We start from the raw sequence: 25,567 nt of genomic DNA, 5'->3' as shown, positions 1-25,567 counted from the left end.
ACGCCTGGCGGGGCTTCCGGCGGGTGGCCTTGCGCCGTCCGGCAGGTTGCGTCAAAGGAAGCGTTTGTCCATCCGGGACGGCTGTCATTGTCCCGCAATGGCGTGCCCGCGTCAGGTCGTCGCGCGGCGCTAACGTCCGGGGTCCGAACGCACAGCAATGATCTCCACACTTATCGGCCGGTTTATCGTCATCTGCGCGCATCGCTCTTATGTCGTGGTCTCTCTCTTTCTTGCGCTGGCAGCCATTTCGGTCTGGATGAGTATGACGCATCTGGGCGTCACCACGGACACCGACAAGATGCTGTCGGAGAAGCTGGCGTGGAAGCAGCGTTCCGATCAGATGGGGAAACTGTTTCCGCAGAAAGACAATCTGCTGGTTGCGGTGATCGATGCCGATCTGCCCGAGGAAGGCCGTGCGACGGCGCGGGAACTGGCGGCGAAGCTCTCGGGCGATCACACGAATTTCAATTATGTGCGCGTGCCGGACGACGACCCGTATCTGAACCGCAACGGGCTGATGTTTCTCGATACGAAGCCGCTGGGTAAGGTTCTGGACGACACGGTCGCGGCTCAGCCGTTCCTTGGCTCGCTGGCGGCCGATCCTTCAGCGCGGGGTCTGTTTGACTCGCTTGGTCTGATTGCCGAGGGCGTAAAGCGCGGGCAGGCTGATCTGGGCGGATTCCAGACAGCGCTGAACGGGTTTGCGACCAATCTGGAAGCGGCGGCGGCGGGGCATCCCGAGCCCCTTTCCTGGCAGAAGCTGCTGGCGGGCGGGCTGAGTGATCTTGCCGGGCGCTATCAGTTCGTGATCACGCAGCCGAAGCTGGATTACGGCTCGTTTCAGCCTGGTGGTGAAGCGACAGATGCCATGAAGGCGGCGATTAAAGGGCTGGAGTTTGTCCGGTCCGGCAACGCGCATGTGTATATCACCGGCGAGGTGCAGATTGACGATGAGGAGTTTGCGACCGTTGCGAAAGGCATGGTTGCGGGGCTTCTGGGGTCTCTGGCGCTGGTGACATTGTGGCTGACGCTGGCGGTGCACACCTGGCGGATTATTATTCCGATCGTGCTGACGCTGGTTGTCGGACTGTTGCTGACGACCGGTTTCGCGGCGATTGCCGTTGGCACGCTCAATCTGATTTCGGTGGCGTTCGCCATTCTGTTCATCGGGATTGCGGTGGATTTCGCGATCCAGTTTTCCGTGCGGTTTCGTGGCCAGCATCTGACGAAAACAGGTCTGGCGGGGCTTGAGGAGGCTCTGTTCCATACCGGCGAGGAGACGGGGCATCAGATTCTGGTAGCGGCTCTGGCGACGGCGGCCGGGTTTCTTGCCTTCACGCCGACCGATTTCAAGGGCGTGGCGCAGCTTGGTCTGATTGCCGGTATTGGCATGCTGGTGGCTTTTACCTGCACGATTGCGCTGCTCCCTGCCCTGCTGCGGATTTTCCGGCCTTCCGTGGATCATCCGGTGACCGGCTATATGGCGATGGAGCCGGTTGACCGGTTTATCCGGAAATGGCGGTGGGTGATTCTCGGTGTGTTCGGCGTTCTGGCGCTGACGGGCATGGCGCTGATTCCGAGCCTGCGGTTCGACGGCGACCCGCTGCACACCAAGGATCCGAAATCCGAAGGGATGCGGACGCTGCATCTGCTGATGGCGAACCCGCTGTCCTCGCCTTACAGCGCTGAATATCTCGCGCCGAATCTGGATGCGGCGAAGGCGATGGCGGACCGGGCTTCGGCGCTGCCCGAAGTTCATGATGCGATGTGGCTTGGCTCTTACGTGCCCACGGACCAGGACACCAAGCTGGCACTGATTCAGGATGCGGCGGGTATTCTCCTGCCGACACTGATTGTGGATCATCCTGAGCCGGCGCCGGATGCGGCAGCCATCAGGGCCTCGGCCTCGGCGGCGGCGGCGGCGCTTGGCGGTGTGATGGGTGGTCTGGCGGCGAACGATCCGCTGCGCCGTATTCAGGCGGCGCTGGCGAAGCTGGCGACATCCTCGGATGATCTGGCAGTGCGGACCAATAACGATCTGGTTCGCTTTCTGCCGATGCAGCTGGATTCGCTGAAGGACGTGCTTTCGGCGCAGGCTGTGACGATCAGGGATGTGCCGCCGATTATCACGCGGGATTATCTGCTGCCGGACGGCCGGGCGCTGGTCGAGATTCATCCGAAGGAAATGATGGGGAATAACGGCGCGCTGCACCGGTTTGTGGTCGCTGTTCAGAAGCTGTCGCCGGATATGGCCGGCTCGGCGGTGGATATTGTGGAGGCCGCGCGGACGATCGTGCATTCCTTCACGGTCGCGGCGCTGTCGGCGATTGTGATGATTGCGATCATTCTTGTCTTCGCCCTGCGTCGCATTCTGGATATGGGACTGGTGCTGGCGCCACTGCTGCTTTCGGCGCTGATGACGGTGATCCTGGTCGTCACGGTTCCGGAGACGCTGAACTTTGCCAACATCATCGCGCTGCCGTTGCTGCTTGGCGTGGGCGTGTCGTTCAATATTTACTTTGTGATGAACTGGCGGGCCGGGGTGAAGTCTCCCCTCGCCTCCCCGACGGCGCGGGCGGTGCTGTTCTCGGCGCTGACGACGGGCACGGCCTTTGGCTCACTGGCGCTGTCGCATCATCCCGGCACGGCGAGCATGGGGCGGCTGCTGTTGCTGTCGCTGGGCTGCACGCTGCTGGCGACGCTGGTGTTTGTCCCGGCGCTGCTGCCGAAGCGGAAGGAGGGCCGGTCGTGACCTGTTGTTGTGTTCCGGCAACATGTTTTGTGTGTTCGGCCTGACCGGGTGTCGGATCTGATGCAAACAGACTGATCCGGCTATTTCTTTACAGTTACATATATTAGGGATCTCACGAACAATATTTGTGGGATTCCGGTCTGTGACAATGACGAAGAGAGGTTTTTACGCGCGTGGTCTGCGCAGAGGGGCGGCATTTCTTGTGGTGGCGGGTGCTGGTCTGACACAGTTGCCTCAGGCGCGGGCGGATACTTTGCCTGTTGTTGCGGTCAACCGGGAGATCGGGCTGTCGGTCACGGGGACTTATCGCGGCACGGCGTCGAATTCCTCGTCGTATGCTTCTTTACGACCAGCGGGCGGCGGTGAGACGTCTTACTACAGCGATGGGAGTGGTCGCACACGCTGGTCGGGCTGGACGCCGGGCTTTCAGGCTGATGCACAGTCCATGTTTGATGCTTTTGGCATCAGAAATCTGTATGCGGCGGCGTCTTTCAACCTGACTGACGGAAACTCGGATTATCGCGAGACCTATGCAGGGTCGTCGACCTATGGCCGTTCCATCTATCGCGAACGGGGCTCTGCCAACCGCTCGGGGATTAACGTTACGGGTGAGCTGGGAAAGGGCTTTTTGCTGGCTGATAACCGGCTGCTGATCACACCGACTGTTCAGGGTGGTTATTTTGCCGGTGGTGTTGAGTCCCTGACATTTTCGGGGAAAGGCTATGTGGGGCTGGCTCTGCATGTTGACTATGCCATTACAGACCGGCTGGTTATTCGCGCGCGCGGTGGCTGGGCTCAGGTTTTGCAGGCGGAAGATACCGGAGCGTCGCGCCCTCAGTGGCGTGGTGATATCGGGCTGGATTATCGTCTGACGCAGCATCTGCATCTGACTGGCGGTGTGCGCTACACTTACATGCAGTCCACTCCGGCCCTTGCCCGCATGTCGCAGGCCCGGGTTGTCTCTCTGGCTGTGACCGGCCCGCAGATTTTTGACTCGTCCTATCATGTGCGGTCGTGGGACAACCAGGTTCAGCTTCATCTTGGCATGGCGTATCAGTTCTGAGGCATGCGGGGCTGGTCACGCCTGCATTGCCTGTAACGTTTTTTCCACACCTGCCGCACGAGGGCCTGGAAAACAGGAGGAAAAGAGCGTGCGCAGACTTTCGGGCAGCCGGTTTGACCGTTCATTCTCTGCATCTGCCTTTCTGATGGGCGGGCCGGTTCTGTGAGGCCTTCCTCCTCCTCCGGCTCCGGCGAAAAATCGCAGCGGCCGCATGTCTTTGTGCTCGTGGTGGGGCTTACGTTTCTGTCGCTTCTGGTGTCTGCGGGGGTTCGCTCGACACCGGGGGTGCTGATGATCCCGTTGCAGGAGGAGCTGGGCTGGAGCCGGACGAGTATTTCCGTTTCTGCTGCCATTGGTATTTTTCTTTACGGTCTTGTCGGGCCTTTTTCTGCGGCACTGATGCAGAAATTCGGTATTCGGCGGGTGTTGCTGATTGCGTTGCTGCTGATTGGCGTGTCTTCGGGGTTGTCTCTGGGGATGAGCCGGCCGTGGCAGTTTTTTCTGACATGGGGGGTTCTGACCGGCTTTGGCACGGGTGCTGTAGCGATGGTGCTGGGAGCCACGGTTGTGAACCGCTGGTTTATGACCCGTCGTGGCACGATCATGGGGCTGCTGGCGGCCAGCACGGCGACGGGCTCGTTGCTTTTTCTTCCGGCTCTGGCGCAGCTTGCTCATCACTACGGGTGGCGGGCGCCTGTGATTGCGGTATCGGTCGCCTGTCTGGCGCTGGTGCCGCTTGTGGCATTTTTCCTGCCTGAGCATCCGGCGGACCGGGGGCTGACGCCGCATGGGGCGCCGCCGGATCATGAGCCGCTGCGTTATGCGGATCAGAACCCTTTCAGAACGGCGCTGATGGCGCTGGTGGCAGCGGCCCGGAAACGTGATTTCTGGTTTCTGTTCTTTACGTTTTTCGTTTGCGGGTTCACCACGAACGGGCTGATCGGGACGCATTTTATCGCGATCTGTGCGGACCATGGCATCAGCGAGGTTCCGGCCTCCGGTTATCTTGCCATGATGGGGCTGTTTGATCTGGTCGGGACGACGCTGTCCGGCTGGCTGACTGACCGGTTTGATGCGCGCTGGCTTCTCTTTTCCTATTATGGCGTGCGGGGACTGTCGCTGATTGCGCTGCCATTTATTGATTTCTCGCCTGAGAGCCTGATGATTTTTGGTATTTTCTATGGTCTGGACTGGATCGCGACTGTTCCGCCGACCCTGCGGCTGTCGACGGCGGCGTTTGGGGAACGGTCAGCGCCGATTGTTTTCGGGTGGATTGTTTTCGGGCATCAGATCGGGGCGGCGTGTGCGGCATCGCTTGCCGGAATACTGCGGGAAGCACAGGGAAGTTACGAAGACATGCTGATTCTGGCGGGTGGTGCGGGGCTGATTGCGGCGGGCATGGCGGTCAGCATTGGCGCCGGGCGGAAGCCGGCGGCGGCCTTGTCTGCGTGAGGGCGCGCCGGGCAGGCGGGTGATGGGGATTTTTGTGAAAAGAGGTGTGGCAGAAAGGTTCTTACTGACTGCCAGGTTTTAAACTTTCTGCCGGTTTTCAGGGCTGAGTCCTGAAAACTTCTCCGGCTGACGGCTCCGTTTTACTGAGCTGTCGCCGGGCAGAACAGGACGCGCAGGGAGCGGACGCCCTGGGCGCCGTGGATGAGGACGCCTTCGATATCGGCGGTGGCGGAGGGGCCGGTCTGGAAGACGGCGTAGTTATGGTCGCGCATTTCCGGGCGGTTATAGGCGTGGTGCAGGTTGGCGACGATCTGTTTCGGGTCCAGCAGGACGATCAGGTGCTGGGGGAGGAAGCCGGCGGTGTTGACGATGAGTTCGTCATCCGTGAGGCAGACTGATCCGGTTTCCGCGACACCGAAGGCGGCGCGGACGACGCCGATTTCGACATCGGCCAGTGAGGTCGGGGTCATATCCGGACGGATGGTGCGGATTTGCAGTGACGGATCGCCGTGCAGTTCCGGGACGCAGGTGGCGATGATGCCTTTATCCGTGATGGCGGCGCGGAGGGCGGCGACGGGATCGCTGTTTTTGGCTTCGAGCACGGAGCCGCCCATTTTCTCGAGCATGGTGACGAAGGACGGGACGAGATCGGCGGGGGCGTCTGTGTCGAAGAGCGGGACGTCCGGCAGGGGTGGCTGGATGTTCGGGCGGTTGGCGCGGATGGCGGCGAAGATGGCCGTGCGGCTGTCAGTGCTCATGATTTTTTTCCGTTTCTGCCACGGTTCTTTTTATACCACTGATGGAATGTTTCCTTTGGCACGTGCGGCATTTCGCGTCCGCGCGTCCAGGTATTCATGCGGTTATAGACGATGAAGCGTGGCAGGTGACGCAGGGCGCTGTCTGCGAGCGGGAGGCTGGCGCGGTAGAGGCGTGGTGAGGCCAGCAGCATACCGGCGGCTTTCATCATGCTCTTTTTGAAGGCCGGGATTTCGTGGTTTTCGGCCAGGACCTGCCGCCATCCGGCGATCTGCTCGTGGATGTTGATTTTCACCGGGCAGACATTGGTGCAGCTGCCATTCATTGTGGAGGAGAAAGGCAGTGTTGAGTATTTGTGCCGGTTGAAGGTCGGGTCGATGATCAGGCCGATGGGGCCGGCATAGGTGGCGCCGTAGCTGAGGCCGCCGGAGCGTCGGAACACCGGGCAGGTGTTCATGCAGGCGCCGCAGCGGATACATTTCAGCGAGGTCCAGAACTTTTCCAGACCGAGGCGATCGGTGCGTCCGTTATCGACGAAGATGATGTGCATTTCGCCGCCTTTGCGGGGGCCACGGAAATGCGAGGTGTATTGTGTGATGGGCGAGCCGAGGGCGCTGCGGGAGAGCATTCTTACGAAGACGGCGGCGTCTTCCAGTCTGGGGATGATTTTCTCGATGCCGGCGGAGACGATGTGCAGGCCGGTTGTGTTGGCCGAGAGGTCGGCGTTGCCCTCGTTGGTGCAGACGACGACGGAGCCGGTTTCGGCCACGGCGTAGTTGCATCCGGTCATGCCGGCGTCGGCGCTGAGGATCAGCGGGCGGGTATGGTTGCGCTGGTGTGCTGCGAGGTGGATGACGTCTGAATCGTTCGGGTCGGTTCCCATGGTTTTTGCGAACACGGCGGCGACATCCGTGCGGAGTTTGTGCACGGCGGGGACGACGACGTGGCTTGGGGCTTCGTCATCGAGTTGCTGGATGCGTTCGCCGAGATCGGTCTCGACGACTTCGATGCCGTGTTCGGCTGCGTATTCCCGAAAACCGCATTCCTCGGTGAGCATGGATTTGCTCTTGATGAGGCGTGTGGCGTTTTTTGAGCGGAGGATGTCGAGGACGATGGCGTTATGGTCGGCGGCGTCTTTTGCCCAGTGGACGTGGACGCCGTTGGCTTTTGCATTCTTCTCGAACATTTCGAGATAGGTATCGAGATGGGTCAGCGTGTGGGTTTTGATATCCGACGCGAGCTGACGGAGGTCCTCCCATTCCTCGATCTGGTCTTTCTGGCGGTCGCGTTTCTGGCGGAGATCCCAGAGGCGCTGGTCGTGCATGGCCAGATGGTCGGGGGCAGCCATGAAGCGTTTTGCGGCTTCGGCCTGGTCGATCGGGTGGTTTCCCCGGATGACGGCGCCGCGCGGTTGTGGTTCGGGGCCACGGGCGGGCATGGTGATGCTGGCGCCGGCACCGTGGGTGAGACTGGCGGGCGCGCCCTCGGAGGTGCGTCCGGCCGGGGTTTCCGGTTTCCGCTGTTCGGTCATGCCCGTGCCCCGTTCAGGATCTGCGAGATATGGATGTATTTTGTTGGCAGATGCAGGCGTTTCGCGCAGCCCTCCTGGTGCATCAGACAGGAGCTGTCGGACGATGTCACGTATTCGGCGCCGGAGCGTGACTGGTCGCGGGCCTTGTCCTGCCCCATGCGGGCGGAGACGGCTTCCTCGAAGACGGAGAACGTGCCGCCGAAGCCGCAGCATTCATCCGGGCGGGTGATGGTGACGAGTTCGAGTCCTTTGACCTTTTCGAGCAGGTCACAGGGTTTGGAATACTGTTTTTCGCGGAGTTCGGTCATGCTGGCGATGTTCAGGCCGCGCAGGGCGTTGCAGTTATTATGCAGCGTGACCTTGTGCGGGAATTCGGCCCAGGGGAAGGCATCGACCTTCAGGATGTCGTGCAGGAATTCGACCAGTTCGTAAGTGCGGGCGCGAACCTGCCTGACGTCATCGGTCTGTTCCGGCGCATCGAAATTGTGGCGGACGTGGTTTACGCAGCTTCCGGACGGGCCGACGATGTAGTCGTATCCGCTGAAGTTACGGACGAAGAGCTCTTCCGTGGCGCGGGATTCTTCATGGCATCCCGTGTTGGTCATCGGCTGACCGCAGCAGGTCTGATCGAACGGATAATCGACTTCGACCCCGAAGCGCTCCAGCAGTTCCAGCGTTGCCTGCCCGACTTCGGGATGGAACGCATCGACGTAACACGGAACGAATAACCCTACTCGCATGAATTTTTCCTCACGGTGGCCGGAGCCTGCCTTGCGGATACCTGGCCGGTTTGTGACGCGGGATTTGCCCGCGTTCTGTTCTTTTGTCGAGTTCTGACGCTGACCGCGTGTGTCTTTCCTTTTTTACTGGCAGAGACGATACGGATGGCGAATTTACGGGCTTATGTCCCTGGCCAGCAGGGAGACACGGTCTCCCGATTCCGGGGGTATCTGGCCAGGGGAGACCTGATCCGTGACCGCTCCCCTGGCTGCCGGAGATATTTATAGCCACCATTATTTCATTGAGTGTGACGTAACACATCACAAACAGCATATCAGGAAAATCGCCGCCCGGTCTGTCCGGGCAGCGGATTCCGGGCTGGTTTATCAGCCGATATGTGGCGGGCGGCCGTTGGCGGCGGCGACCTTTTTGCCCCAGCGGACCAGGGTGTCTGTGCAGTCTTCGGTGGCGATGCTGCATTCGATCAGGGTCGGGCCGTTTTTGTTGGCCTTCGCCTTTTTGATCGCATCGGCCAGTTCGGCGCCGGTACGGGCGTGCAGACCGAGGCCTTTGCCGTCTTCGGCGTTGAACGCCTGCATCAGACCGGCGTAATCCCAGTTCTTGATGTAGTTGTACGGACCGTCATGGATCTTGATTTCGATGACATAGCCACGGTTATTGATCAGGAAGATGATGACCGGAATTTCGTAGCGGACCATCTGCGCGACTTCCTGCGCGGTCAGCTGGAACGAACCGTCACCGACCATCAGCAGATGCTGGCGATCCGGCCCGGCATAGGCCGATCCGAGAGCCGCCGGCACGGACCAGCCGATGCTGCCCCACTGCATTTCCGTCTCGATGCGGGCGCCGCCTGGCAGGGTCATGCGGCTGGAATTGAACCAGCTGTCACCGGTTTCGGCGGTCAGCGTGGTTTTGCTGTCGATCATCGCATTGATCTGGCGCGCCATCTCGTCGTTGGTGAGCGGCGCTTCCGGCGCGGAAGCGGGGATGACTTCCGGCACCAGCTTCGAATTTTCTTTCGAGGCGGGGCGGCTCGGGGCTTTCTCGGCGAGGGCCTTGATGAAGGCGGCGAGATGGAAGCCGGCGAAGCTCCGGCCATCGACGGTGACTTCGCCGAGGTCCGCGATGAGCGTGTTCTTCGTGTCAGGCCCGGACTGCCAGCCGACGGTTGCGTAATCGTTGAAGATCGGCGCGAGGCAGATGACGCCGTCGGCTTTCTCGATGACCTCGCGGGCGCCGCCGGTGCTGACTTCGCCCCAGTAAACGCCACGGAAGGCCGGGTGATCTTCGGGGAAGAAGCTCTTGGCGGCGGACATGACGGTGACGGCGCAGCCGATGCGGTCGGCCAGGGCGATGATCGGCTCCAGCGAGCCCATGGTGCGGACGCGGCTGCCGACGAGGATGGCGACGTTCTTACGGGTTTCGATGAACGTGCAGGCGGCTGTGATGGCGGCGTCGAGGCTGACTTTATCCGGCGTGGCTTCGGCGAGCAGGCTGGAGACCGGGCCGGGGCGTGAGCAGGGAGCGGCGGCGAGGTTGCAGGGGATTTCGATATAAGCGGGCTTCCGCAGGCGCAGGGCGGTGCGGATGGCATGATCGATCTGCTTTGGCGCGTGTTCGGCGGAGCGGATGACTTCGGTGGCGCAGGTGACGTGGCGGACCATTTCGGCCTGGTAGCCGTAATCTGTCGTGCCGATGGTGTGGTGCAGGATGTGGCCTGCGCCCTGATCGTTGGTGTTGGGGCCACCGGAGATGAAGATAACCGGCTGGCTTTCGGCGTAGGCGCTGCCGATGGCGTTGATGGCGGAGAGGGCGCCGACATTGAAGGTGACGACCATGGCGGCGGCGCCGTTGGCACGGGCGTAGCCTTCGGCGGTGTAGCCGCAGTTCAGCTCGTTACAGCTGTAGATCTGTTTGGTTGAGCCTTCGTCGAGGAGCTGGTCGAGCAGGACGAGGTTGAAGTCACCTGCGACGGCGAAATGGTGTTTCAGGCCGATCTGGCCGAGGCGCTCGGACAGGTAATTGCCGATTGTGTAGGTTTTTGTCATGAGTTGTGTTCCTGCGTGAAGGTGGGCGGCTGGTTGCCGGTCCCGGTTTCAGCGATGGGACATAGTGTGGGCCTGTCTTGTGGGGAGGACCACTATATGGAAATGGTGCAATCCATATGTTTTGGATATGGGTTCGGAGGCGGCGTTCGGGATGACGTAATCAGAGGCGCGGTAGTCCGGACCGCATTTTGTTCTGAAGGTCACGCCGGGTGCGGACATGCCGGGACTGGCTCAGATCCGTCATTCCGGGCGACCGGCGTTCCGGCGGACCGCATGGGCGCTGAGAAAGGAGCGGCGTTCCGGGCCTGGTTCTCGCGCTGGCGTCGGGCCGGAGCACAACAACCTCATGTCGGACGGTGTGGCTGCCACAGGGTTGTGGGTGAGGGAAAGACGATTGAATCCGGATGACAGTTCTGTTGTCCGCACGCCGGGTTTCAGGCCGACTGAAATGCCTTCGTCAGACCTGAGAGGTTTGGGGCCGTTATCGTCTTGTTGCGTGGCGGTTCGGGGTCGGGGGCCTTTGTTCCCGATGACTGTGCGGATTTTTTTATCGTGTTTATCGCAGCGGAAGAGGGTCGGCGTAAAAACGAGAACGTTTCTGTCGTTTATGAAACCGGATACCGGCTCATCGCGGGGCGAGATGAGCCGGCGGGCCGGAAAAGCGGCTCAGAATTCAGCCGATAACGTGAAGTGGAAGACACGCGGCAATCCCGCATACAGGCTCGATGACGCACCCGACGTGCCGCTGGGCGCGCCTGTATAGACCGAAGCCCAGTAGCGTTCGTTTGTAACATTGCTGACCCCGAACCGCGCGACCCAGGGAAACCGGGAGACATGGAAGGCGTAGCGTGTGCCCAGTTCCAGCGTTGTGTACGATCCGGTATGCAGCGTGTTGGTGACGTTGGCCGCGCGGTTGCCCATATAATGCACACCGGCATTGAAGGCCCACTGCGAGGCGAAGGAACCCAGGGATGCGGGCAGCCGGTAATCCAGCAGCAGGCTGGCCTGCAGGGGCGCGGCGCCGACAATCTCTTTTTTGTTGAGAGACGGGGAATCCGCGTTGACCAGTTCGGCGTCCAGCCAGGTCATGCCGGCAAGGGCGGACAGGTTAGGCAGGATTTCGCCCGAAATCTGGGCTTCCACGCCGTAATTGCGCTGTGTTCCGCCGTACTGGTACGTCTGACAGTTCGTTTTGGCCGCGCAGCCTGTCGGGTCCGATGCGGCAACGTACATCGCGTAGGGCGAGGTCATCCGGAAGCCGGCGACGTTAAACTGCATTTTCTGATAACGCAGTTTATAGCCGACTTCATATTCCACGGAGTGTGCGATCGGGAGCGCGATATTTGTATTGGTATAACTTGTGCTGTTGGGCGTAACGGGACCGGCTTCAACCGACCGGCCATAGGTGAAATAGATGGTCTGATTCTCGGTCGGCTTGTACATCACGCTGGCTGTCGGACTGAAAGCTGCTGACGTGTCAAAGGTTTTTTTGAGCGGGCTGGTGGCGTTCAGGGCGCCTTCCTGATTGATCCAGCTCCAGGCGAGAGTGCCCATGATCGACCAGTGTTTATTTATTTTCAGCGTGTCGCCCACAATAAAGGACTGACTGGTCACGCTGCTGGATTTGTAGCGCCCGCGATAATAGGGCTGCGTTCCGCCGGAGGGCGAGGAACTGCTGTACATGTTGCTGACGCCGAGGTTCTGCGCGCCCGTTACGGCGGCGACGGGATTATAATTCCCCATCATGTAGCCGTTGGTGCCGATGACCAGGTCATGCCTGACCGGGCCGGTGTAAACGCGGCCATTGAAATAGGCCATGTTACTGCCGACGCGGAAATCATCCGCTGTGGTGGTGGCCGTGGCTTTGGAGCTGTACCATCCGTCGCTGCCCTTCAGGCCGGAACAGGTCTTGCTACCGTCGCACAGGGTATCGGCCACACCGAAGGACTGCCTTGCGGCATCCTGGTACAGCCCGCCCAGCGTAAAGCTCCAGTCCTTGTTGATCTGGTGCCGGATCTTGGCCAGGAACGTATTGGTTTCCATATTATAGCCGCTCCACTCGGGAGCCTGGCGCTTGTTCAGATCCGGGGCTTCGGGGAGTTTATCGCCTCCGACGCCGGTCGCCAGAATACCGTAGGCGGGTGCTTCCCCGCGCTGGTCGTAGGTGTAATGGCTGGCATCGACTTCGATGACCGTTTTGTCGTCCAGATGGAAATCGAAATCACCGCTGACCATCTCGCGACGGATTGAGCTGCCCTGCGTGTAGGCCGTTCCATTGGCGTGCAGCATGTTCAGGCGGTAACCGAACCAGCCATTGCGCCCCGCACGACCGGAAATATCGCCATTGACCGTGGGGGTGCCGATGGAATCCACGCCGACTGAAAGACGCTCGGTCTGGCGGTCGGTCGGGCGCTTGAGTGTATATTCAAAAACGCCGGCCGGGTTTTCGGGTCCGTACATGGCGCCGGCCAGACCGTTGAGGACCTGGAGGTTATCGATCCACTCGGCCGGATACGGGGTGGTGGATACCACGTTCAGCCCGTCCAGGCGTGAGTTGGCCACCACATCGGCCTCGAACCCGCGTGACTGCGGGCGGGACGTATTGGGGTCGCCGCGGACTTCCAGCTGCACGGAAGGCAGGTACTGCGCGAGGTCATTGAGATTGCGGATCTGCTGGTTGACCACGACGTCATGCGTGACGCCCATGACGGAATAAGGTGTATCCAGCGTGTCCCGGTTACCCAGCGGCCCCAGATAGACGACCTTATTCATATATTTGGCGCCGGTGCCGTCTGCCGCGTGGTGGCCGTGAACGGTCAGCGTTTCGCCATTGGAACCATCCAGTATCCCGGCGATGGGGCCGGTGGCCGATGTTCTGACGGCCGGCGTTTTTGTGGCTGTCGGCTTTGTGGTGGTGGCTTTTCTGGTGACGGTCGCTTTTTTTACGGTGGTCTGTTTGCCGGGGGCGTCCTGCTGTGCGGGGACGGGTGTTGCGGCCAGCGCCGAGGTTGTCAGCAGGAGGGCGCCAAACGTTCCGGTGGCGAAAAAGGTATGAAAACGGTTGTGCATCGATCAGGCAGATCCGGGATATGAATAAAGAAGATGCGTTTCTTTTGCCGGGCCTGAGTCGGGGTTGTCCATATATCAGCGGACATAAACCTGTATATGAGTGAATATAATCATGGAGTGATGCAGGAATAATACAGTTGCTCTCCGTCCTGCGGAATGGCGAAGAACAGAGCTGACCGGATGGCCGCGTTTATATCAGGAGTTGTTTCCGCGTGCGGGCCGCTGTCGTGGTGGTTTCCTCTTTCAGTTCAGCCTGCGCGCGGGTTACCGGACAGTGTGGCACGCGCCGCCGCCATCGGACTGAAACGGATCCGAAGCGGACTGTCCCTGTTGTATTCGCGAACCATGTGATTCCGGCAGGGTCATGACATGACGAAAAAAACCCGCCTTCCGGCGGGTTTCAGGGAGCGGGCCGTCAAATAAGGGATTTACTGAATGGCCTGTCCGGGAGGACCGGGCGGGGAAGCGCCCGGTCTCAGCGGTGTGCCGGTATCAGACCTTATCGACGGATGCCTTGTAGATCTGGCTGATGTTTTTCGCGAGTTCCGCGTCGAATTCCGCGTCGTTCATCTGTGCTTTCAGGCCACCGAGAAGAGCGCGGGAGAAGCTGGCGATCATGTCGTGGTTATGGGACAGGCGCTCACAGGCATCATCCAGTGAGTAACCGCCGGAAAGGGCCACGAGGCGCTCCATGCGCGGGTGATCGGCGATGTCCCTGTAGAGATCGGCCTTCTCGGGGATGGTGACTTTGAGCATGATTTTGTAGTCGCCCGGCAGGGCGTTCAGGCCTTTGAGCAGTTCTTCGTGCAGGATCGCCTCGGCGCCGGCCTTGTCGGGGCTTTTCACGAGCACTTCCGGCTCCATGATCGGCACGAGGCCGTGGGCGGCGATCTGCTGCGCGAGGTCGAACTGCTGTTTTACGATGGCGGCGATGCCTACGCGGTTCGGCAGATTGACGACCGAGCGTTCCTTGGTGCCATAGACGCCGAGTTTGACGGCGCGGGCGAGGAGAGCGTCGAGACCGGGGATCGGCTTCATCAGGCTGACGCCGTCTTTTTCGGCTTCCAGGCCCTTATCGACTTTCAGGAACGGGACGACGCCGCGCTCTTTCCAGAGATAGGTCGGGACGGGCTGGCCTTTGGCTTCTCCGTCCATGGTGCGTTCGAACAGGATGGCCGCGATGACTCTGTCGCCGCTGAAGGATGGCGCGGTGATGATGCGGACGCGCATTTCATGGACGAGACGGAACATCTCTTCGTCGTTGGAATAAGCCGTCTCGGGGATGCCGTACTGCGCCAGGGCGCGTGGGGTTGAGCCGCCGCTCTGGTCGAGGGCCGCGATAAAACCGCCCTTCGATGACATCTGTTTTCTCATCAGATCGCTGGACATTGCTGTTACCCTTTTCAACGTGTCATGCGGGCCTGACGCACATTTTCTGACCGATTCCGGCTGATTCGCACGGCATGGCCTCCGCTTCAGGCCCGGTTTTCTCCGGTTTCTGCCTGGCTGAAGGCGTGCCGCCGCATCCTGCTGGTACGATCCGGCCCTTGCAGGGCGTGACAATTACACGCCGGCGTCATGGATGCCAGCACCTCCGGCACAGGAAAATCCGGGGTGGTATGACAATTTCGCGGAGACGAAGATCTTAATCTCCACTCCCCAGGACGCGGCGCGTAAGTTCAACAGACGGGACAGTTTCGGGCATTGCCATCGGAGGTTTCTTTGGGGCGAGATACCAGCCCGCGGCCAGAATGAGCCCGATCAGCGGGATCGCGGCCACGGTATAAGTTCCGGCGGGGTAGTCCCATGCCATCAGGACGACGACGACGGCGAGAAACACGAGCGACGCCCATGCGGAGGCCGGCGCTGCTGGCATGGGGAAGGCGGGCGCCGGATAACGGCCCTTTGCGACCGCGCGGCGGAATGAGATCTGGCACAGCAGGATGATTCCCCACTGGCCGATCACGCCGACGGCGGCGAAGCTGAGCACGATTTCGAAGACTTCTTTTGGCACGATATAATTCAGCACGACGCCGATCAGATAGATGATGACCATCAGCATGATGGCCGCCGAGGGCACGGCGTTTTTGTTCATGCGGGTCAGAATGCGGGGCGCGGAGCCGCCCAGGGCGAGGGCGCGGAGGACGCGGCTGGTGGAGTAGAGCCCTGAGTTCAGGCTGGAGAGGGCGGCGGTGAGCACGACGACGTTCATCGCGCTGTCGGCAAAGGGCACGCCGAGGGCCTGGAAGAAGGTGACGAACGGGCTGACGCCGGCGTGATAGGCGGTCCAGGGCAGCAGGCAGACCATCAGCACCACGGAGCCGACATAGAACAGTGCGATACGCCAGATAACGGCATTGATTGCACGCGGAACGATGGCGCGGGCATCGTCGCACTCGCCTGCCGCCGTGCCGATCAGCTCGATCCCCGAATAAGCGAAGACGACGCCCTGGGTGAGGGCCAGCGCGGCGAGCAGCCCGTGCGGGAACATGCCGCCGTTATCGGTAATGAGGTGCAGGCCGGTGGTATGGCCATCCAGCGGCATGCGGGTGCCGAGGATGATGGTTCCGGTCACAAGGAAGATGATGAGCGCGACGATTTTTATGAGCGAGAACCAGAATTCCATCTCGCCGAAATATCTGACGCCGATGAGATTCATGCCGGTGACGATGCACAGGGCGATGAGTGCGAACACCCATTGCGGCACATCGCCGAAGGGGGCCCAGAAGTGCATGTACATGGCGACGGCGGAGATGTCGGCGATGCCGGTCATGGACCAGTTGAGGAAGGCCATCCATCCTGCGATGAAGGCTGTTTTTTCCCCGATGAACTCCTGGGCGTAGGCCACGAAACTGCCGCTTGTCGGGCGGTGCATGATGAGTTCGCCGAGGGCGCGGAGGATGAGGAAGGCGAAGAAGCCGCAGACGAGATAGACGAGCGCGAGGGACGGGCCGCCGCTCTGGAGGCGGGCGCCGGCGCCGAGGAACAGGCCGGTGCCGATGGCGCCGCCGATGGCGATCATCTGGATCTGCCGCCGGCCGAGACCTTTGTGGTAACCGTCCGACTGTGCCGCGCCGGTTGTGTTCTGTGCGTTCATTCCATCCTGCATGCGTTATTACGCCTCCGGTTCCGGTTTCCGCGTGCTCTGCTCCGGCGCGGGAACTATCATGCCGGATGTCTGCCCGGTATCCCCACACTTATGCGAGATCGTAATGATGTCCAATGGCAATCGGCGGGGGTGCTGTTCGTGGGGGTATTGAGGGGAACGGAAAGTCCGCTCTGCGGTAGAGCGCGGCCAAAAGCTGACAACTAGGTCGGGTCAGGAGAGCCGAAACTCTGCCTTCAATTATCCCAGATGAATTTTCGCCAATTACATATAACGCAGCTGACTCGTGATGGTGGAAGCCCTATTTTACTGCGCTGGCGATCCAGTCTATTTCTCCAGTGTCTTGTGACAACAAGACATGACCCGACTACCATATATATTAGACTGAGCAGCGCACCGGAATGCCATATTTCCGGAAGATATTTATCTACGTTAAGAATTATGAAAAATATAGCTACGAATATTGCTGTGTATATCAAATTTCGAGGATAAAATATCGATACCTCCTCTGCACAGCAATATGAATATACCATATTCTTCGACACTTAAGTCTTAGACCAAATGACTGCTTCCCAATTTCGCAAGATCTATCTCTGAACAGCTGCATTGTAGGCGTAAGCGGTACTTCTGCTGCTATCTTAACGGAGGGCCTCAGACGCTAGATGTGCCACTGCCTGCTGAGTTTCCGGAGCAATCCCCTCTTCGACAAACCAAACCGCCGACAGGCCGCTCCAGGCATGAATCCATTGCAGGAGTCTGACAGGCTCAATTCCCGCATGTGAGCTGACAAGTCTGATCCTGTGCTCGAACCTGTGTGGCGAAACAGCATAGGGGCGCTGTGAATCCGCAAGATCGGGATTCAGAAATAAGGTCGCAAAATCAGCGACCCGTTCCCCGTAAAGCCCCTTCGGATCAATCGCGCGCCAGCCTCGCGTTCCGAAATCCAGAACGTTGCCGTGATGAAGGTCTCCGTGCAGGGTGAGCTGTTCCTGTGGATCACTTAACAACCTGTGGGCCTGGCGGGCGCAGTCTTTCAGCCACTCTGCGCTGTTCGGGGACGGTTCGAGTAAATCAGCGAACCAGCTTTTCAAAGACCGCATTTCTTCTTGCTGTAATAGTGACGCTGAGTGCAGAAGTCCCGCTGTCTTACAGAGATTTCGTGTCGCTTCATCGTCTGAACCAGCGTAAACGAGATCGGCGAGAGTGCGACCGCTCATCGCTCTTTCAAGAAGAAGAGCATATCGATCATGCTCCATAACTGCGGCGGCACCCTGCCCATCCCACATCGTCATGAGATGATTGCCGCGAAGTTCATCAGGGTCAGAAGTCACTTTCAACATAGCCGGGAACCCGTCGCGGGTGACTGGCACCAAGTAGGAGCTTGCTGTCCGAACCGGCGCACCATCATCAACCAGATGCCATCGTGACATATAAACGGTAGCCGCTGAATAAAGAGCAGTATGATTCTTGGTACCGGGCATTTCACGAGCTTATAGCTCGTATCCCGTGTCCGCTATCGGGAAACGCTTCAACCGTCCGCAATGACCGACATGTAGGCGTAAGCGGACATGTCACAATCAGTACAAGCCGCCTTAACCTTGACATCAGCATCAGAGCCCCTTCTGTCCTGCTACGGTCGCGACAAACACTTTTCCCTGCCGGTAGGAAATCCAGACGCGGTGTGTGGAGAACCAGTCCGAGCCCAGGAGCATATCCATGTCTTCCGAGATCGGGGAGACGGTGAGGACGGGGTTGCGTTCGGTTTCGGTGCCGACGGTGAGGCTGTGGAAGCGGTGCCAGCGATAGACGGAGATGCGGCCATCGACGCCTGAGGTAGTGCCGCCGGGATCGACGGCGAGCGCGTCTTCGGTGACGCCGGCGGCTTCGGCGGCGCGGCGGGAGACGATCCGGGAGCGGGCGCCGCTGTCGAGCAGGGCGGTGATGGTCTGGCCATCGAGGCGGACGGGGAGCAGGATGCGGCGGTCCCGCAGTTCCGCTTTCAGTTCCTGCCAGTGAAGAGGCTTTTCGCCCTCTGCCTGGGTTTCCTCCGGTGGCGGTACGCTCTCACAATCGGGCGGGACGGACCAGAACGCCATGCGGCCACCGGGCGCGTCGATTTCCAGAATATCGCGGCCGAGAATATCGCCGCCCAGCAGACCTTCGACGGGCGGGTGAATATTGGGGCTGCCTGGCAGCACTCCGAGCGGGAGAGAGACGGGGCCGAATTCGGTGCCGCCGAGGCGCAGGCTGGCCACGATCACATTGGGCACCACGCCGGCTGAGCCGCCGGTGCCGCTGACCTGGGTACGGGCGTGCGGGTCAGGCGGGAGATTGAGTGACCGGGCGAACCAGGGGGAAATCAGGCTTCCTTCCGAGCCGGTGTCGATGATGAGGCTGATTGTTCTGCCGTTCACAGCGACGGGGGCGGAGAGAAAGCCAAGATCGTTGCGGAGGGGAAGTTCGGCCTGTTTCCGCGGGGTGCAGGATGGCGCAGCACGGGCGGTGCCGGCGAGGGCTGCGACGGAGAGGATGGCTAGTGTGGCCAAGAGGCCGGACCGGCGCGGGCCGGTACGGTTGCGGGGCAGGACCATGGCGGGGCGGACCTCAGCCGAGCCGGTCCGCGAAACGGTCGGTGGCTTCGATCAGCGCCGACCGGATTCCGGGTTCGGACATGGCATGGCCAGCATCCTCGATAAGGCGAAATTCCGCTTCCGGCCAGGCGCGATGCAGATCCCAGGCGGTGCGGACAGGGGTGGCGATATCGTAGCGGCCCTGGACGATGACGGCGGGGATGGTGCGGATACGGCCCGCGTCATTGATGAGCTGGCCCTCGGCGAGCCAGCCTTCATGGACGAAGTAATGGTTTTCGATCCGGGCGAAGGCGAGCGCGAAGGTCGGGTCGGCGTGCTGGCTTTCGATGGCCGGGGACGGCAGCAAAGTGAGGGTTTCGCCTTCCCACAGCGACCAGGCGAGGGCGGCTTCGGTGCGTTCGGCCTCGTTGTCGCCGGTCAGGCGTTTGCGGTAGGCGGCCATGAGATCGTTGCGTTCGGCCTCCGGGATCGGGGCGAGGAAGCGTTCCCATTTGTCGGGGAAGAGCCAGGCGCCGCCGCCCTGATAGTACCAGAGCAGTTCCTCGCGACGCAGGGTGAAGATGCCGCGCAGGACGAGGGCGCTGACCTGTTCGGGGTGGGTTTCGGCATAGGCCAGTGCGAGGGTTGATCCCCATGAGCCGCCGAAGACGACCCACTGATCGACGCCGGCCATTTCCCGGAGACGTTCGATGTCGGCGACGAGGTGCCAGGTGGTGTTGTTCTCCAGCGAGGCGTGGGGCAGCGAGCGGCCGCAGCCGCGCTGATCGAAAAGCAGGATGTCGTAGCGGGCCGGATCGAACATGCGCCGCTGTCCGGGGGTGCAGCCGCCGCCGGGGCCGCCGTGGAGAACGACGGCGGGGAGGCCGCCGGGGGTGCCGCAGCGTTCCCAGTAAATAAGGTGACCTTCGCCGGTGTCGAGGTGGCCGTGGGCGTAAGGCACGATTTCGGGATACAGGTCACGGAGGGCGGTGCTGTCGGTCATGGCTTGTTTCCTGCGGTGGCGCGGGGGTGGGCGTTTTGCCAGACCTCCATCAGCCGGGCTTCGTCTGCGAGGGTGTAACGCTGGGTTGTGGACAGGCTGGCGTGCCCGAGCAGCTCCTGAATGGCGCGGAGGTCGGCGCCGCCTTCCATCATGTGGGTGGCGAAGGAATGACGCAATGCATGCGGGGTGGCGTGTTCGGGCAGGCCTTCGCTGCGGCGCCATACGCGCATGGCACGCTGGGCGACGCCGGGGTTGAGGCGGCCGCCGCGCACGCCGGGGAAGAGGGGTTCGTCCGGGGCGGGTGACGGATGGAGCTGGCGCCAGTGTTTCAGGGCGTCGGCGACGCGGGGGATGAGGGGGATGAGGCGTTCCTTGTTGCCTTTGCCTGTCACGCGCAGGAAGCCGGGGGCGAGGGCGGCGTCGAGGTCGCGGATGTTGAGGTTGAGGGCTTCGGAGATACGCAGGCCGCCGCCGTAGAGGAGCAGGAACAGGGCCTTGTCGCGTTCCTGCGCCATGCTGTTGTGTTCGAGTGAGGCGATTCCCGCGCCGGCTTCGGCGGCTTCCGGTTTTGGCAGCGGGCGCGGGAGAGAGACTTTGGCGCGGGGGCGGGTGAGCAGCGACGGGGCCGGGTTTTCGGTGCCGAGATGACGGGCAAGGAATCGGTAGAAGGAGCGGAGGGCGGAAACCCGGCGGGCGCGGGTACGGGCGGCTTTGTCGCGGGTGGTGGGGGCTCTGCCGTGTTGCGGGGTGAGGGCGCGGGCCTGTTCGTGGGCGAGCCAGGCGCGGAGGTCGGAGAGGGTGACGGTGCCGAGGCTGGCGAGGACTGGTTCCTGACCGTGATGGTTTGTGAGGAAGCCGAGGAAGAAGGCGAGGTCGCTGCGGTAGGCTTCGACGGTGCGGGGGGATGCGCCGCGTTCACCGGAGAGCCAGGCGAGGAACTGTTCGAGGGCTTCGTGGGCGGTCATACCTGATGGCCCTCTGCCCGGGAGAGGTATCCGGGGGCGAGACATGACGGGGCGATGAGGTTAGAGAGAGGCATGGTGCAAAGCAGCCTACTGGAACCTTTACCGACACGGAAGCGGGTGGCCGTGTTGCTGCCGCTACCCTTCCCTTACCCGCTGGAATATGTGGTTCCGGCGGGACTTTCCGACTCGCTGGCGCCGGGCGATGTGGTCGTGGTGCCGCTCGGAGCGCGGCGGGAAACGGGTGTCGTCTGGGAACAGACGACACTGCCGCCCGAGCTGACCCCCCCTCCCCCGCCGGAGATTGCTTCCACGCGGCTGCGGCCCGTGAAGGAGAAGCTGGATCTGCCGCCGGTGCCGCGCGCGTTGCGTCAGTTCATCGACTGGGTGGCGGCCTATACGCTGGCGCCGCCGGGCATGGTGCTGGCCATGGCGTTGCGGTCGCATATGCGCGGCACGCAGGGCGCGCCGGCGGCGGGATGGGTGCGCGGGGAAGACCCGCCGGCCACGCTGCGGATGACGCCTTCGCGCAAGGCGGTGCTTGGTGCACTGGGCGAAACACCGATGACAACGGCGGCGCTTTCGGAAAAAGCCGGGGCCGGCGCGGCGGTTATCCGGGGGCTGGCGGATGCGGGTGTGTTGCGCTCGGTGCTGATGGCCGCGCCCTCGCCTTTCGCTGTGCCTGACGCGGGACACCGGCTGCCGGTGCTGGAGGGGGAGCAGGATTTCGCGGCGCGGGAATTGCGGGCGCGTGTTGCGGAGCGGGCGTTTTCGGTCACGTTGCTGGAAGGTGTGACAGGATCGGGCAAGACTGAGATTTATCTGGAAGCCGTGGCCGAGTGTCTGGCGGCCGGGCGGCAGGCGCTGGTGCTGTTGCCGGAGATTGCGTTATCGGCGCAGTGGATGGACCGGTTCACAAAGCGGTTCGGGGCGCGCCCGGCGGTGTGGCATTCGGAGATCGGGCAGCGGGCGCGGCGGCTGACGTGGAATGCCTGCGCGGACGGGTCGGCGCGGGTTGTGGTAGGGGCGCGGTCGGCGCTGTTTCTGCCGTTTCGCGATCCGGGTCTTGTGATTGTCGATGAAGAACACGAAGCTATTTTCAAGCAGGAAGAGGGCGTGATGTATAACGCCCGCGACATGGCGATCGTGCGGGCGCGGCTTGCGGGCGCTCCGGCGGTGCTGGTGTCGGCGACGCCGAGCCTGGAGACGCTGAACAACGCGGAGACGGGACGTTACCGGCATCTGGTGCTGCCGTCGCGGCATGGCGGGGCGTCGATGCCGGAGACGCGGCTGATCGACATGCGGGAAGCGCCGCCACCGAAGGGGCAGTTTCTGTCACCGGTGCTGGTGGAGGCGGTGAAGAGCACGCTGGCGCGGGGGGAGCAGGCGATGCTGTTTCTCAATCGCCGGGGGTATGCGCCGCTGACGCTGTGTCGGAAATGCGGACATCGGATGGAGTGTCCGAACTGCACATCCTGGCTTGTGGAGCATCGGAAACGGCGTGTTCTGTGCTGTCATTATTGCGAATATGTCACGCCGGTTCCGGAGACGTGTCCGGCGTGCGAGGCGGAGCACAGTCTGACGGCGATCGGGCCGGGGATTGAACGGATTACTGAAGAGTCCGGCGAGGCGTTTCCGGAAGCGCGGATTCTGGTGATGGCGAGTGACACGATCAGCGGGCCTGCGGCGACGGCTGAGGCGGTGGCGAAGATTTCCCGGCGCGAGGTGGATCTGATTATCGGCACGCAGATTGTTGCCAAGGGCTGGCATTTTCCGCATCTGACGCTTGTGGGCGTGGTGGATGCGGATCTGGGTCTGGGCGGAGCGGATCTGCGGGCGGGAGAGCGGACGATGCAGTTGCTGCATCAGGTTGGTGGCCGAGCGGGGCGGGCCGAGGCGCCGGGCGAGGTGTTGTTGCAGAGTTTCGCGCCGGATCATCCGGTGATGCAGGCGCTGATTTCCGGTGATTTCGCCGCCTTCATGGCGGAGGAGGCGGAGCAGAGGCGTCCGGGATTCTGGCCGCCGTTCGGGCGGCTGGCGGCGCTGATTATCAGTTCGGAAAGCGCGGATGCGGCGCAGAACGCGGCGCGGGCGCTGGGGCGTGCCGCGCCTTATGGCGAAGGGATCGAGGTGATGGGGCCGGTCCCTGCCCCGCTGGCGATATTGCGGGGGCGGCATCGCCAGCGATTGTTATTGCGGACGCAACGAACGATTGCGGTTCAGCCGATCCTGCGGCGCTGGCTGGCGGAAGTGCCGCTGACGAGCGCGGTTCGGGTAGATGTGGATGTGGACCCTGTTTCGTTTCTGTAACGGGCAAAAACAGGATATTTCCTGCTTTGCTTTATTGATTTTTGGAAACGGAATTCCTGAGTCTACCCCGCCGGAAGCCGGAGTGTGACGCAAAGCCCGCCTGATGCAGCGGGTCGGAGTGTGAGAGAGCCGCCGTGAAGTTCGGCGATTTCCCTGGCGATGGGGAGGCCGAAACCGTGGCCGGGTTCGCGTTCGTCGAGGCGCTGGCCTTTGAGAATCGCCTTGTCCATATCAGCAGGAGTCATACCCGGTCCGTCATCGGTGATGTCGAGCCGGGCGAAACGGTCTTTTCGCGTGGCGTCGATATGGACCGCGCTTCGGGCATAGCGCCAGGCATTGTCGAGAACATTGCCGAGCAGCTCATCGAGATCCTGCGGATCGCACCGGACGGACAGCGTTTCGGGAATATCGGTTTCAGCGGTGACGTTACGGTCGGCGTGGATGCGGCGCAGCGCGGCGGCGAGATCCGCGACGTGCGGGGCCAGCGGCTCCGGGGGAACAGCGGCTTCGCCCGCGGCGGTTTCGACCATGCGGGCACGCCCGAGGTGATGACGGATCTGCTGCTCCATCCGGGTGACGAGACCGAGCAGGGCGCTGTCCGGGTGACTCCCGCCGTCCTCAAGATCGAGACGGAGCGTCGCGAGGGGGGTTTTCAGGCCGTGGGCAAGATTGGCCACATGACCACGGGCGTTGCTGAGGGCCTGTTCATTTGTCGCGATCAGGCTGTTGATTTCCTGGATAAGCGGCAGGAGTTCGGTAGGTTCTGTCGCCTTGATGCGACGGGCCTTGCCGGTCTGCACATCACGCAGTGTCGCGCGCAGGGTTGTGAGCGGACGCAGGCCGACACGGAGTTGCACGATCAGGGCGGTGGTCAGGAAAAGTCCCAGAGCGGCAATGGAGAAGATCAGCGGGAACATGGCGGTGCGCAGAGGTCTTTCGACAAGTGCGCGCGGGGCCATTGTGATGATCGAGACCGTGCCGTCCGGCGTTTTGAGATCGGCAATACGATAATGGACGGTGCGGCCGCTACTGTCCTGCCCGTCCAGCGGTCGGGGGTGGAGATGATGTCCGCCGTGTGAAAACGCGTGTGTCCGGTGACTGCCGGGGCCGTGTGGCGGACGGGGCGGGATCTGTTTCCAGTAGGTTGGCAGGTGCAGCGTGTCGGCGCCGAGGGAGGCTGACACCAGAGTCTCGTCGGGGGTGATGATTTCCCAGGCCCATCCGGAGCCGGGCCGGCTGAAGGGGAAAATATCGGGGATCTTTGCCCGGTCCGGCGTGCCGTCCGCACCGAGGCTGCCGGCGAGTGCCTCGATCTGCGCGTCGAGCCGCTCATCAAGTCCGTGCAGGACGAAACCTTCGAGAATATGGCTGATGAAAGCTGTGGCGATGACCAGCGCGACGATGATCGAGAGCGTCGCGGTGACGAGGAGGCGGCCTGTGAGGGATTTCGGCAGGAAACGCATCAGAGCCGGTCTTCGCTCATCAGGACGCACCCGCGGTAAGGCGGTAGCCACGGCCACGGATGGTTTCGATATGCGCGGCGCCGAGTTTGCGGCGCAGGCGACCGATGATGACTTCGATGGAGTTCGAATCGACATCGGCATCGCCTTCGTAAACGCGCTCAATAAGATCCTGGCGCTCGACGACGATTTCGGCCCGCAGCATGAGGGCAGAGAGAACGCGCCACTCGAATGCGGTCAGTCTGAGGGGCAGCCCTTCCAGTTCGAACTGTCCGGTCTGGGCATCGAAACTGAGGGGGCCGCAGGCGATGGTGTTACTGGCGTGACCGGCGGCGCGGCGGACAAGGGCGCGGAGACGCATGACGAGCTCTTCCATGCGGAAGGGTTTGACGAGGTAATCGTCGGCGCCGGCCTTGAAGCCGCTGACTTTATCCGACCATCCGTCGCGCGCGGTCAGGATAAGAACGGGAACGGTGCGTCCGGCTCCGCGCCAGGCTTTGAGCACGGAAAGCCCGTCCTGACGGGGAAGGCCGAGGTCGAGAATGGCGACATCGTAAGTTTCGGTATCGCCCAGATGAGCGCCGTCCTCGCCATTGGCGGCGGTATCGACGGCGAAATTTTCGCGCCGAAGGGCCTGTGTGATCCGGTCCGCAAGGTCTGAATCGTCTTCGACAAGCAGCACGCGCATGGGGTGTTCCGGCCTCCGTTTCTGAGTAGCTTTCGGGTGTTCTGTAGGAATGTTAC

18 protein-coding genes are annotated in these 25,567 nt (G+C 61.8%); 5 read left to right on the top strand and 13 right to left on the bottom strand.

Going from position 1 to position 25,567, the window contains the following annotated elements; all coding sequences use genetic code 11:
- The first annotated feature begins 157 nt into the window (after nt 1-157).
- The 3 genes from GOB90_RS06500 to GOB90_RS06490 all read left to right on the top strand — a co-directional run bounded on the left by GOB90_RS06500 (nt 158) and on the right by GOB90_RS06490 (nt 5,267).
- Nucleotides 158-2,752, top strand: coding sequence for an MMPL family transporter (locus GOB90_RS06500; protein ID WP_146886141.1), 2,595 nt, complete (start codon nt 158-160; stop codon nt 2,750-2,752).
- 148 nt (nt 2,753-2,900) lie between these two features.
- Complete coding sequence (locus GOB90_RS06495; RefSeq protein WP_146886138.1) at nt 2,901-3,815, top strand: hypothetical protein; 915 nt, start codon at nt 2,901-2,903, stop codon at nt 3,813-3,815.
- 162 nt (nt 3,816-3,977) lie between these two features.
- Nucleotides 3,978-5,267: an MFS transporter gene (locus tag GOB90_RS06490; RefSeq protein ID WP_146886136.1), complete on the top strand. Its 1,290-nt coding sequence runs from the start codon at nt 3,978-3,980 to the stop codon at nt 5,265-5,267.
- Nucleotides 5,268-5,407: 140 nt separating this feature from the next.
- Here GOB90_RS06490 and GOB90_RS06485 read toward each other — a convergent pair whose 3' ends face one another.
- The 4 genes from GOB90_RS06485 to GOB90_RS06470 all read right to left on the bottom strand — a co-directional run bounded on the left by GOB90_RS06485 (nt 5,408) and on the right by GOB90_RS06470 (nt 10,343).
- Nucleotides 5,408-6,025, bottom strand: a complete 618-nt coding sequence (locus tag GOB90_RS06485; protein WP_173571962.1) for a LutC/YkgG family protein — start codon at nt 6,023-6,025, stop codon at nt 5,408-5,410.
- Entirely contained in the window at nt 6,022-7,461 is a 1,440-nt protein-coding gene (locus GOB90_RS06480; protein ID WP_242011854.1) for a lactate utilization protein B, read from the bottom strand. Before GOB90_RS06480 ends, GOB90_RS06485 begins: the two co-directional genes overlap by 4 nt.
- Nucleotides 7,462-7,550: 89 nt before the next feature.
- On the bottom strand, nt 7,551-8,294 hold the full coding sequence (locus GOB90_RS06475) for a (Fe-S)-binding protein (protein ID WP_146886130.1): 744 nt from the start codon (nt 8,292-8,294) through the stop codon (nt 7,551-7,553).
- A gap of 366 nt (nt 8,295-8,660) precedes the next feature.
- A complete protein-coding gene (locus GOB90_RS06470) occupies nt 8,661-10,343 on the bottom strand; it encodes an alpha-keto acid decarboxylase family protein (protein ID WP_146886128.1) in 1,683 nt (560 codons plus the stop codon).
- A gap of 273 nt (nt 10,344-10,616) precedes the next feature.
- On the opposite strand from GOB90_RS06470, the gene GOB90_RS19490 reads away from it, so the two are divergent.
- Complete coding sequence (locus GOB90_RS19490) at nt 10,617-10,751, top strand: hypothetical protein (protein WP_260175939.1); 135 nt, start codon at nt 10,617-10,619, stop codon at nt 10,749-10,751.
- A 258-nt stretch (nt 10,752-11,009) separates the two neighbouring features.
- Here GOB90_RS19490 and GOB90_RS06465 read toward each other — a convergent pair whose 3' ends face one another.
- The 7 genes from GOB90_RS06465 to GOB90_RS06435 form a co-directional block, all read right to left on the bottom strand.
- Entirely contained in the window at nt 11,010-13,412 is a 2,403-nt protein-coding gene (locus tag GOB90_RS06465; RefSeq protein WP_146886126.1) for a TonB-dependent receptor, read from the bottom strand.
- A gap of 492 nt (nt 13,413-13,904) precedes the next feature.
- Nucleotides 13,905-14,801, bottom strand: coding sequence for a fructose bisphosphate aldolase (locus tag GOB90_RS06460; RefSeq protein WP_146886124.1), 897 nt, complete (start codon nt 14,799-14,801; stop codon nt 13,905-13,907).
- A 256-nt stretch (nt 14,802-15,057) separates the two neighbouring features.
- On the bottom strand, nt 15,058-16,521 hold the full coding sequence (locus tag GOB90_RS06455) for an amino acid permease (RefSeq protein WP_146886122.1): 1,464 nt from the start codon (nt 16,519-16,521) through the stop codon (nt 15,058-15,060).
- Nucleotides 16,522-17,156: 635 nt separating this feature from the next.
- Complete coding sequence (locus tag GOB90_RS06450) at nt 17,157-17,948, bottom strand: aminoglycoside phosphotransferase family protein (protein WP_198912620.1); 792 nt, start codon at nt 17,946-17,948, stop codon at nt 17,157-17,159.
- Between the two features lie 180 nt (nt 17,949-18,128).
- A complete protein-coding gene (locus GOB90_RS06445; RefSeq protein ID WP_146886118.1) occupies nt 18,129-19,109 on the bottom strand; it encodes a retropepsin-like aspartic protease in 981 nt (326 codons plus the stop codon).
- A 13-nt stretch (nt 19,110-19,122) separates the two neighbouring features.
- The gene (gene pip / locus GOB90_RS06440) at nt 19,123-20,091 is read right to left on the bottom strand and encodes a prolyl aminopeptidase (protein WP_146886116.1); all 969 of its coding nucleotides are present in this window, start codon (nt 20,089-20,091) and stop codon (nt 19,123-19,125) included.
- Nucleotides 20,088-21,056: a tyrosine recombinase XerC gene (locus GOB90_RS06435; protein ID WP_146886114.1), complete on the bottom strand. Its 969-nt coding sequence runs from the start codon at nt 21,054-21,056 to the stop codon at nt 20,088-20,090. The genes pip and GOB90_RS06435 overlap by 4 nt, the downstream gene beginning before the upstream one ends.
- Nucleotides 21,057-21,128: 72 nt before the next feature.
- Here GOB90_RS06435 and GOB90_RS06430 point away from each other — a divergent pair, with 72 nt between their 5' ends.
- Nucleotides 21,129-23,363: a primosomal protein N' gene (locus GOB90_RS06430; RefSeq protein ID WP_146886275.1), complete on the top strand. Its 2,235-nt coding sequence runs from the start codon at nt 21,129-21,131 to the stop codon at nt 23,361-23,363.
- Between the two features lie 62 nt (nt 23,364-23,425).
- Here GOB90_RS06430 and GOB90_RS06425 read toward each other — a convergent pair whose 3' ends face one another.
- Entirely contained in the window at nt 23,426-24,826 is a 1,401-nt protein-coding gene (locus GOB90_RS06425; protein ID WP_146886111.1) for a sensor histidine kinase, read from the bottom strand.
- A 19-nt stretch (nt 24,827-24,845) separates the two neighbouring features.
- Nucleotides 24,846-25,511, bottom strand: coding sequence for a response regulator (locus GOB90_RS06420; protein WP_146886109.1), 666 nt, complete (start codon nt 25,509-25,511; stop codon nt 24,846-24,848).
- Between the last annotated feature and the right edge of the window lie 56 nt (nt 25,512-25,567).

The sequence above is a fragment of the Acetobacter oeni genome (genome assembly GCF_011516825.1).
In the GTDB taxonomy this organism is placed as follows: Bacteria; Pseudomonadota; Alphaproteobacteria; order Acetobacterales; family Acetobacteraceae; genus Acetobacter; species Acetobacter oeni.
The sequence above is the reverse complement of the archived record's forward strand: the minus strand, read 5'-3'. Positions and strand labels throughout refer to the sequence as shown.

Coding starts and splice junctions, on each gene's coding strand:
- GOB90_RS06465 (WP_146886126.1), bottom strand. CDS start 13,412: ATGCACAACCGTTTTCATACCTTTTTCGCCACCGGAACGTTTGGCGCC.
- GOB90_RS06445 (WP_146886118.1), bottom strand. CDS start 19,109: ATGGTCCTGCCCCGCAACCGTACCGGCCCGCGCCGGTCCGGCCTCTTG.
- GOB90_RS06450 (WP_198912620.1), bottom strand. CDS start 17,948: ATGTCACGATGGCATCTGGTTGATGATGGTGCGCCGGTTCGGACAGCA.
- GOB90_RS06495 (WP_146886138.1), top strand. CDS start 2,901: ATGACGAAGAGAGGTTTTTACGCGCGTGGTCTGCGCAGAGGGGCGGCA.
- GOB90_RS06425 (WP_146886111.1), bottom strand. CDS start 24,826: ATGCGTTTCCTGCCGAAATCCCTCACAGGCCGCCTCCTCGTCACCGCG.
- GOB90_RS06435 (WP_146886114.1), bottom strand. CDS start 21,056: ATGACCGCCCACGAAGCCCTCGAACAGTTCCTCGCCTGGCTCTCCGGT.
- GOB90_RS06500 (WP_146886141.1), top strand. CDS start 158: ATGATCTCCACACTTATCGGCCGGTTTATCGTCATCTGCGCGCATCGC.
- GOB90_RS06485 (WP_173571962.1), bottom strand. CDS start 6,025: ATGAGCACTGACAGCCGCACGGCCATCTTCGCCGCCATCCGCGCCAAC.
- GOB90_RS06420 (WP_146886109.1), bottom strand. CDS start 25,511: ATGCGCGTGCTGCTTGTCGAAGACGATTCAGACCTTGCGGACCGGATC.
- GOB90_RS06480 (WP_242011854.1), bottom strand. CDS start 7,461: ATGCCCGCCCGTGGCCCCGAACCACAACCGCGCGGCGCCGTCATCCGG.
- GOB90_RS06455 (WP_146886122.1), bottom strand. CDS start 16,521: ATGCAGGATGGAATGAACGCACAGAACACAACCGGCGCGGCACAGTCG.
- GOB90_RS06460 (WP_146886124.1), bottom strand. CDS start 14,801: ATGTCCAGCGATCTGATGAGAAAACAGATGTCATCGAAGGGCGGTTTT.
- GOB90_RS06430 (WP_146886275.1), top strand. CDS start 21,129: ATGGTGCAAAGCAGCCTACTGGAACCTTTACCGACACGGAAGCGGGTG.
- GOB90_RS06470 (WP_146886128.1), bottom strand. CDS start 10,343: ATGACAAAAACCTACACAATCGGCAATTACCTGTCCGAGCGCCTCGGC.
- GOB90_RS19490 (WP_260175939.1), top strand. CDS start 10,617: ATGGGCGCTGAGAAAGGAGCGGCGTTCCGGGCCTGGTTCTCGCGCTGG.
- GOB90_RS06475 (WP_146886130.1), bottom strand. CDS start 8,294: ATGCGAGTAGGGTTATTCGTTCCGTGTTACGTCGATGCGTTCCATCCC.
- pip (WP_146886116.1), bottom strand. CDS start 20,091: ATGACCGACAGCACCGCCCTCCGTGACCTGTATCCCGAAATCGTGCCT.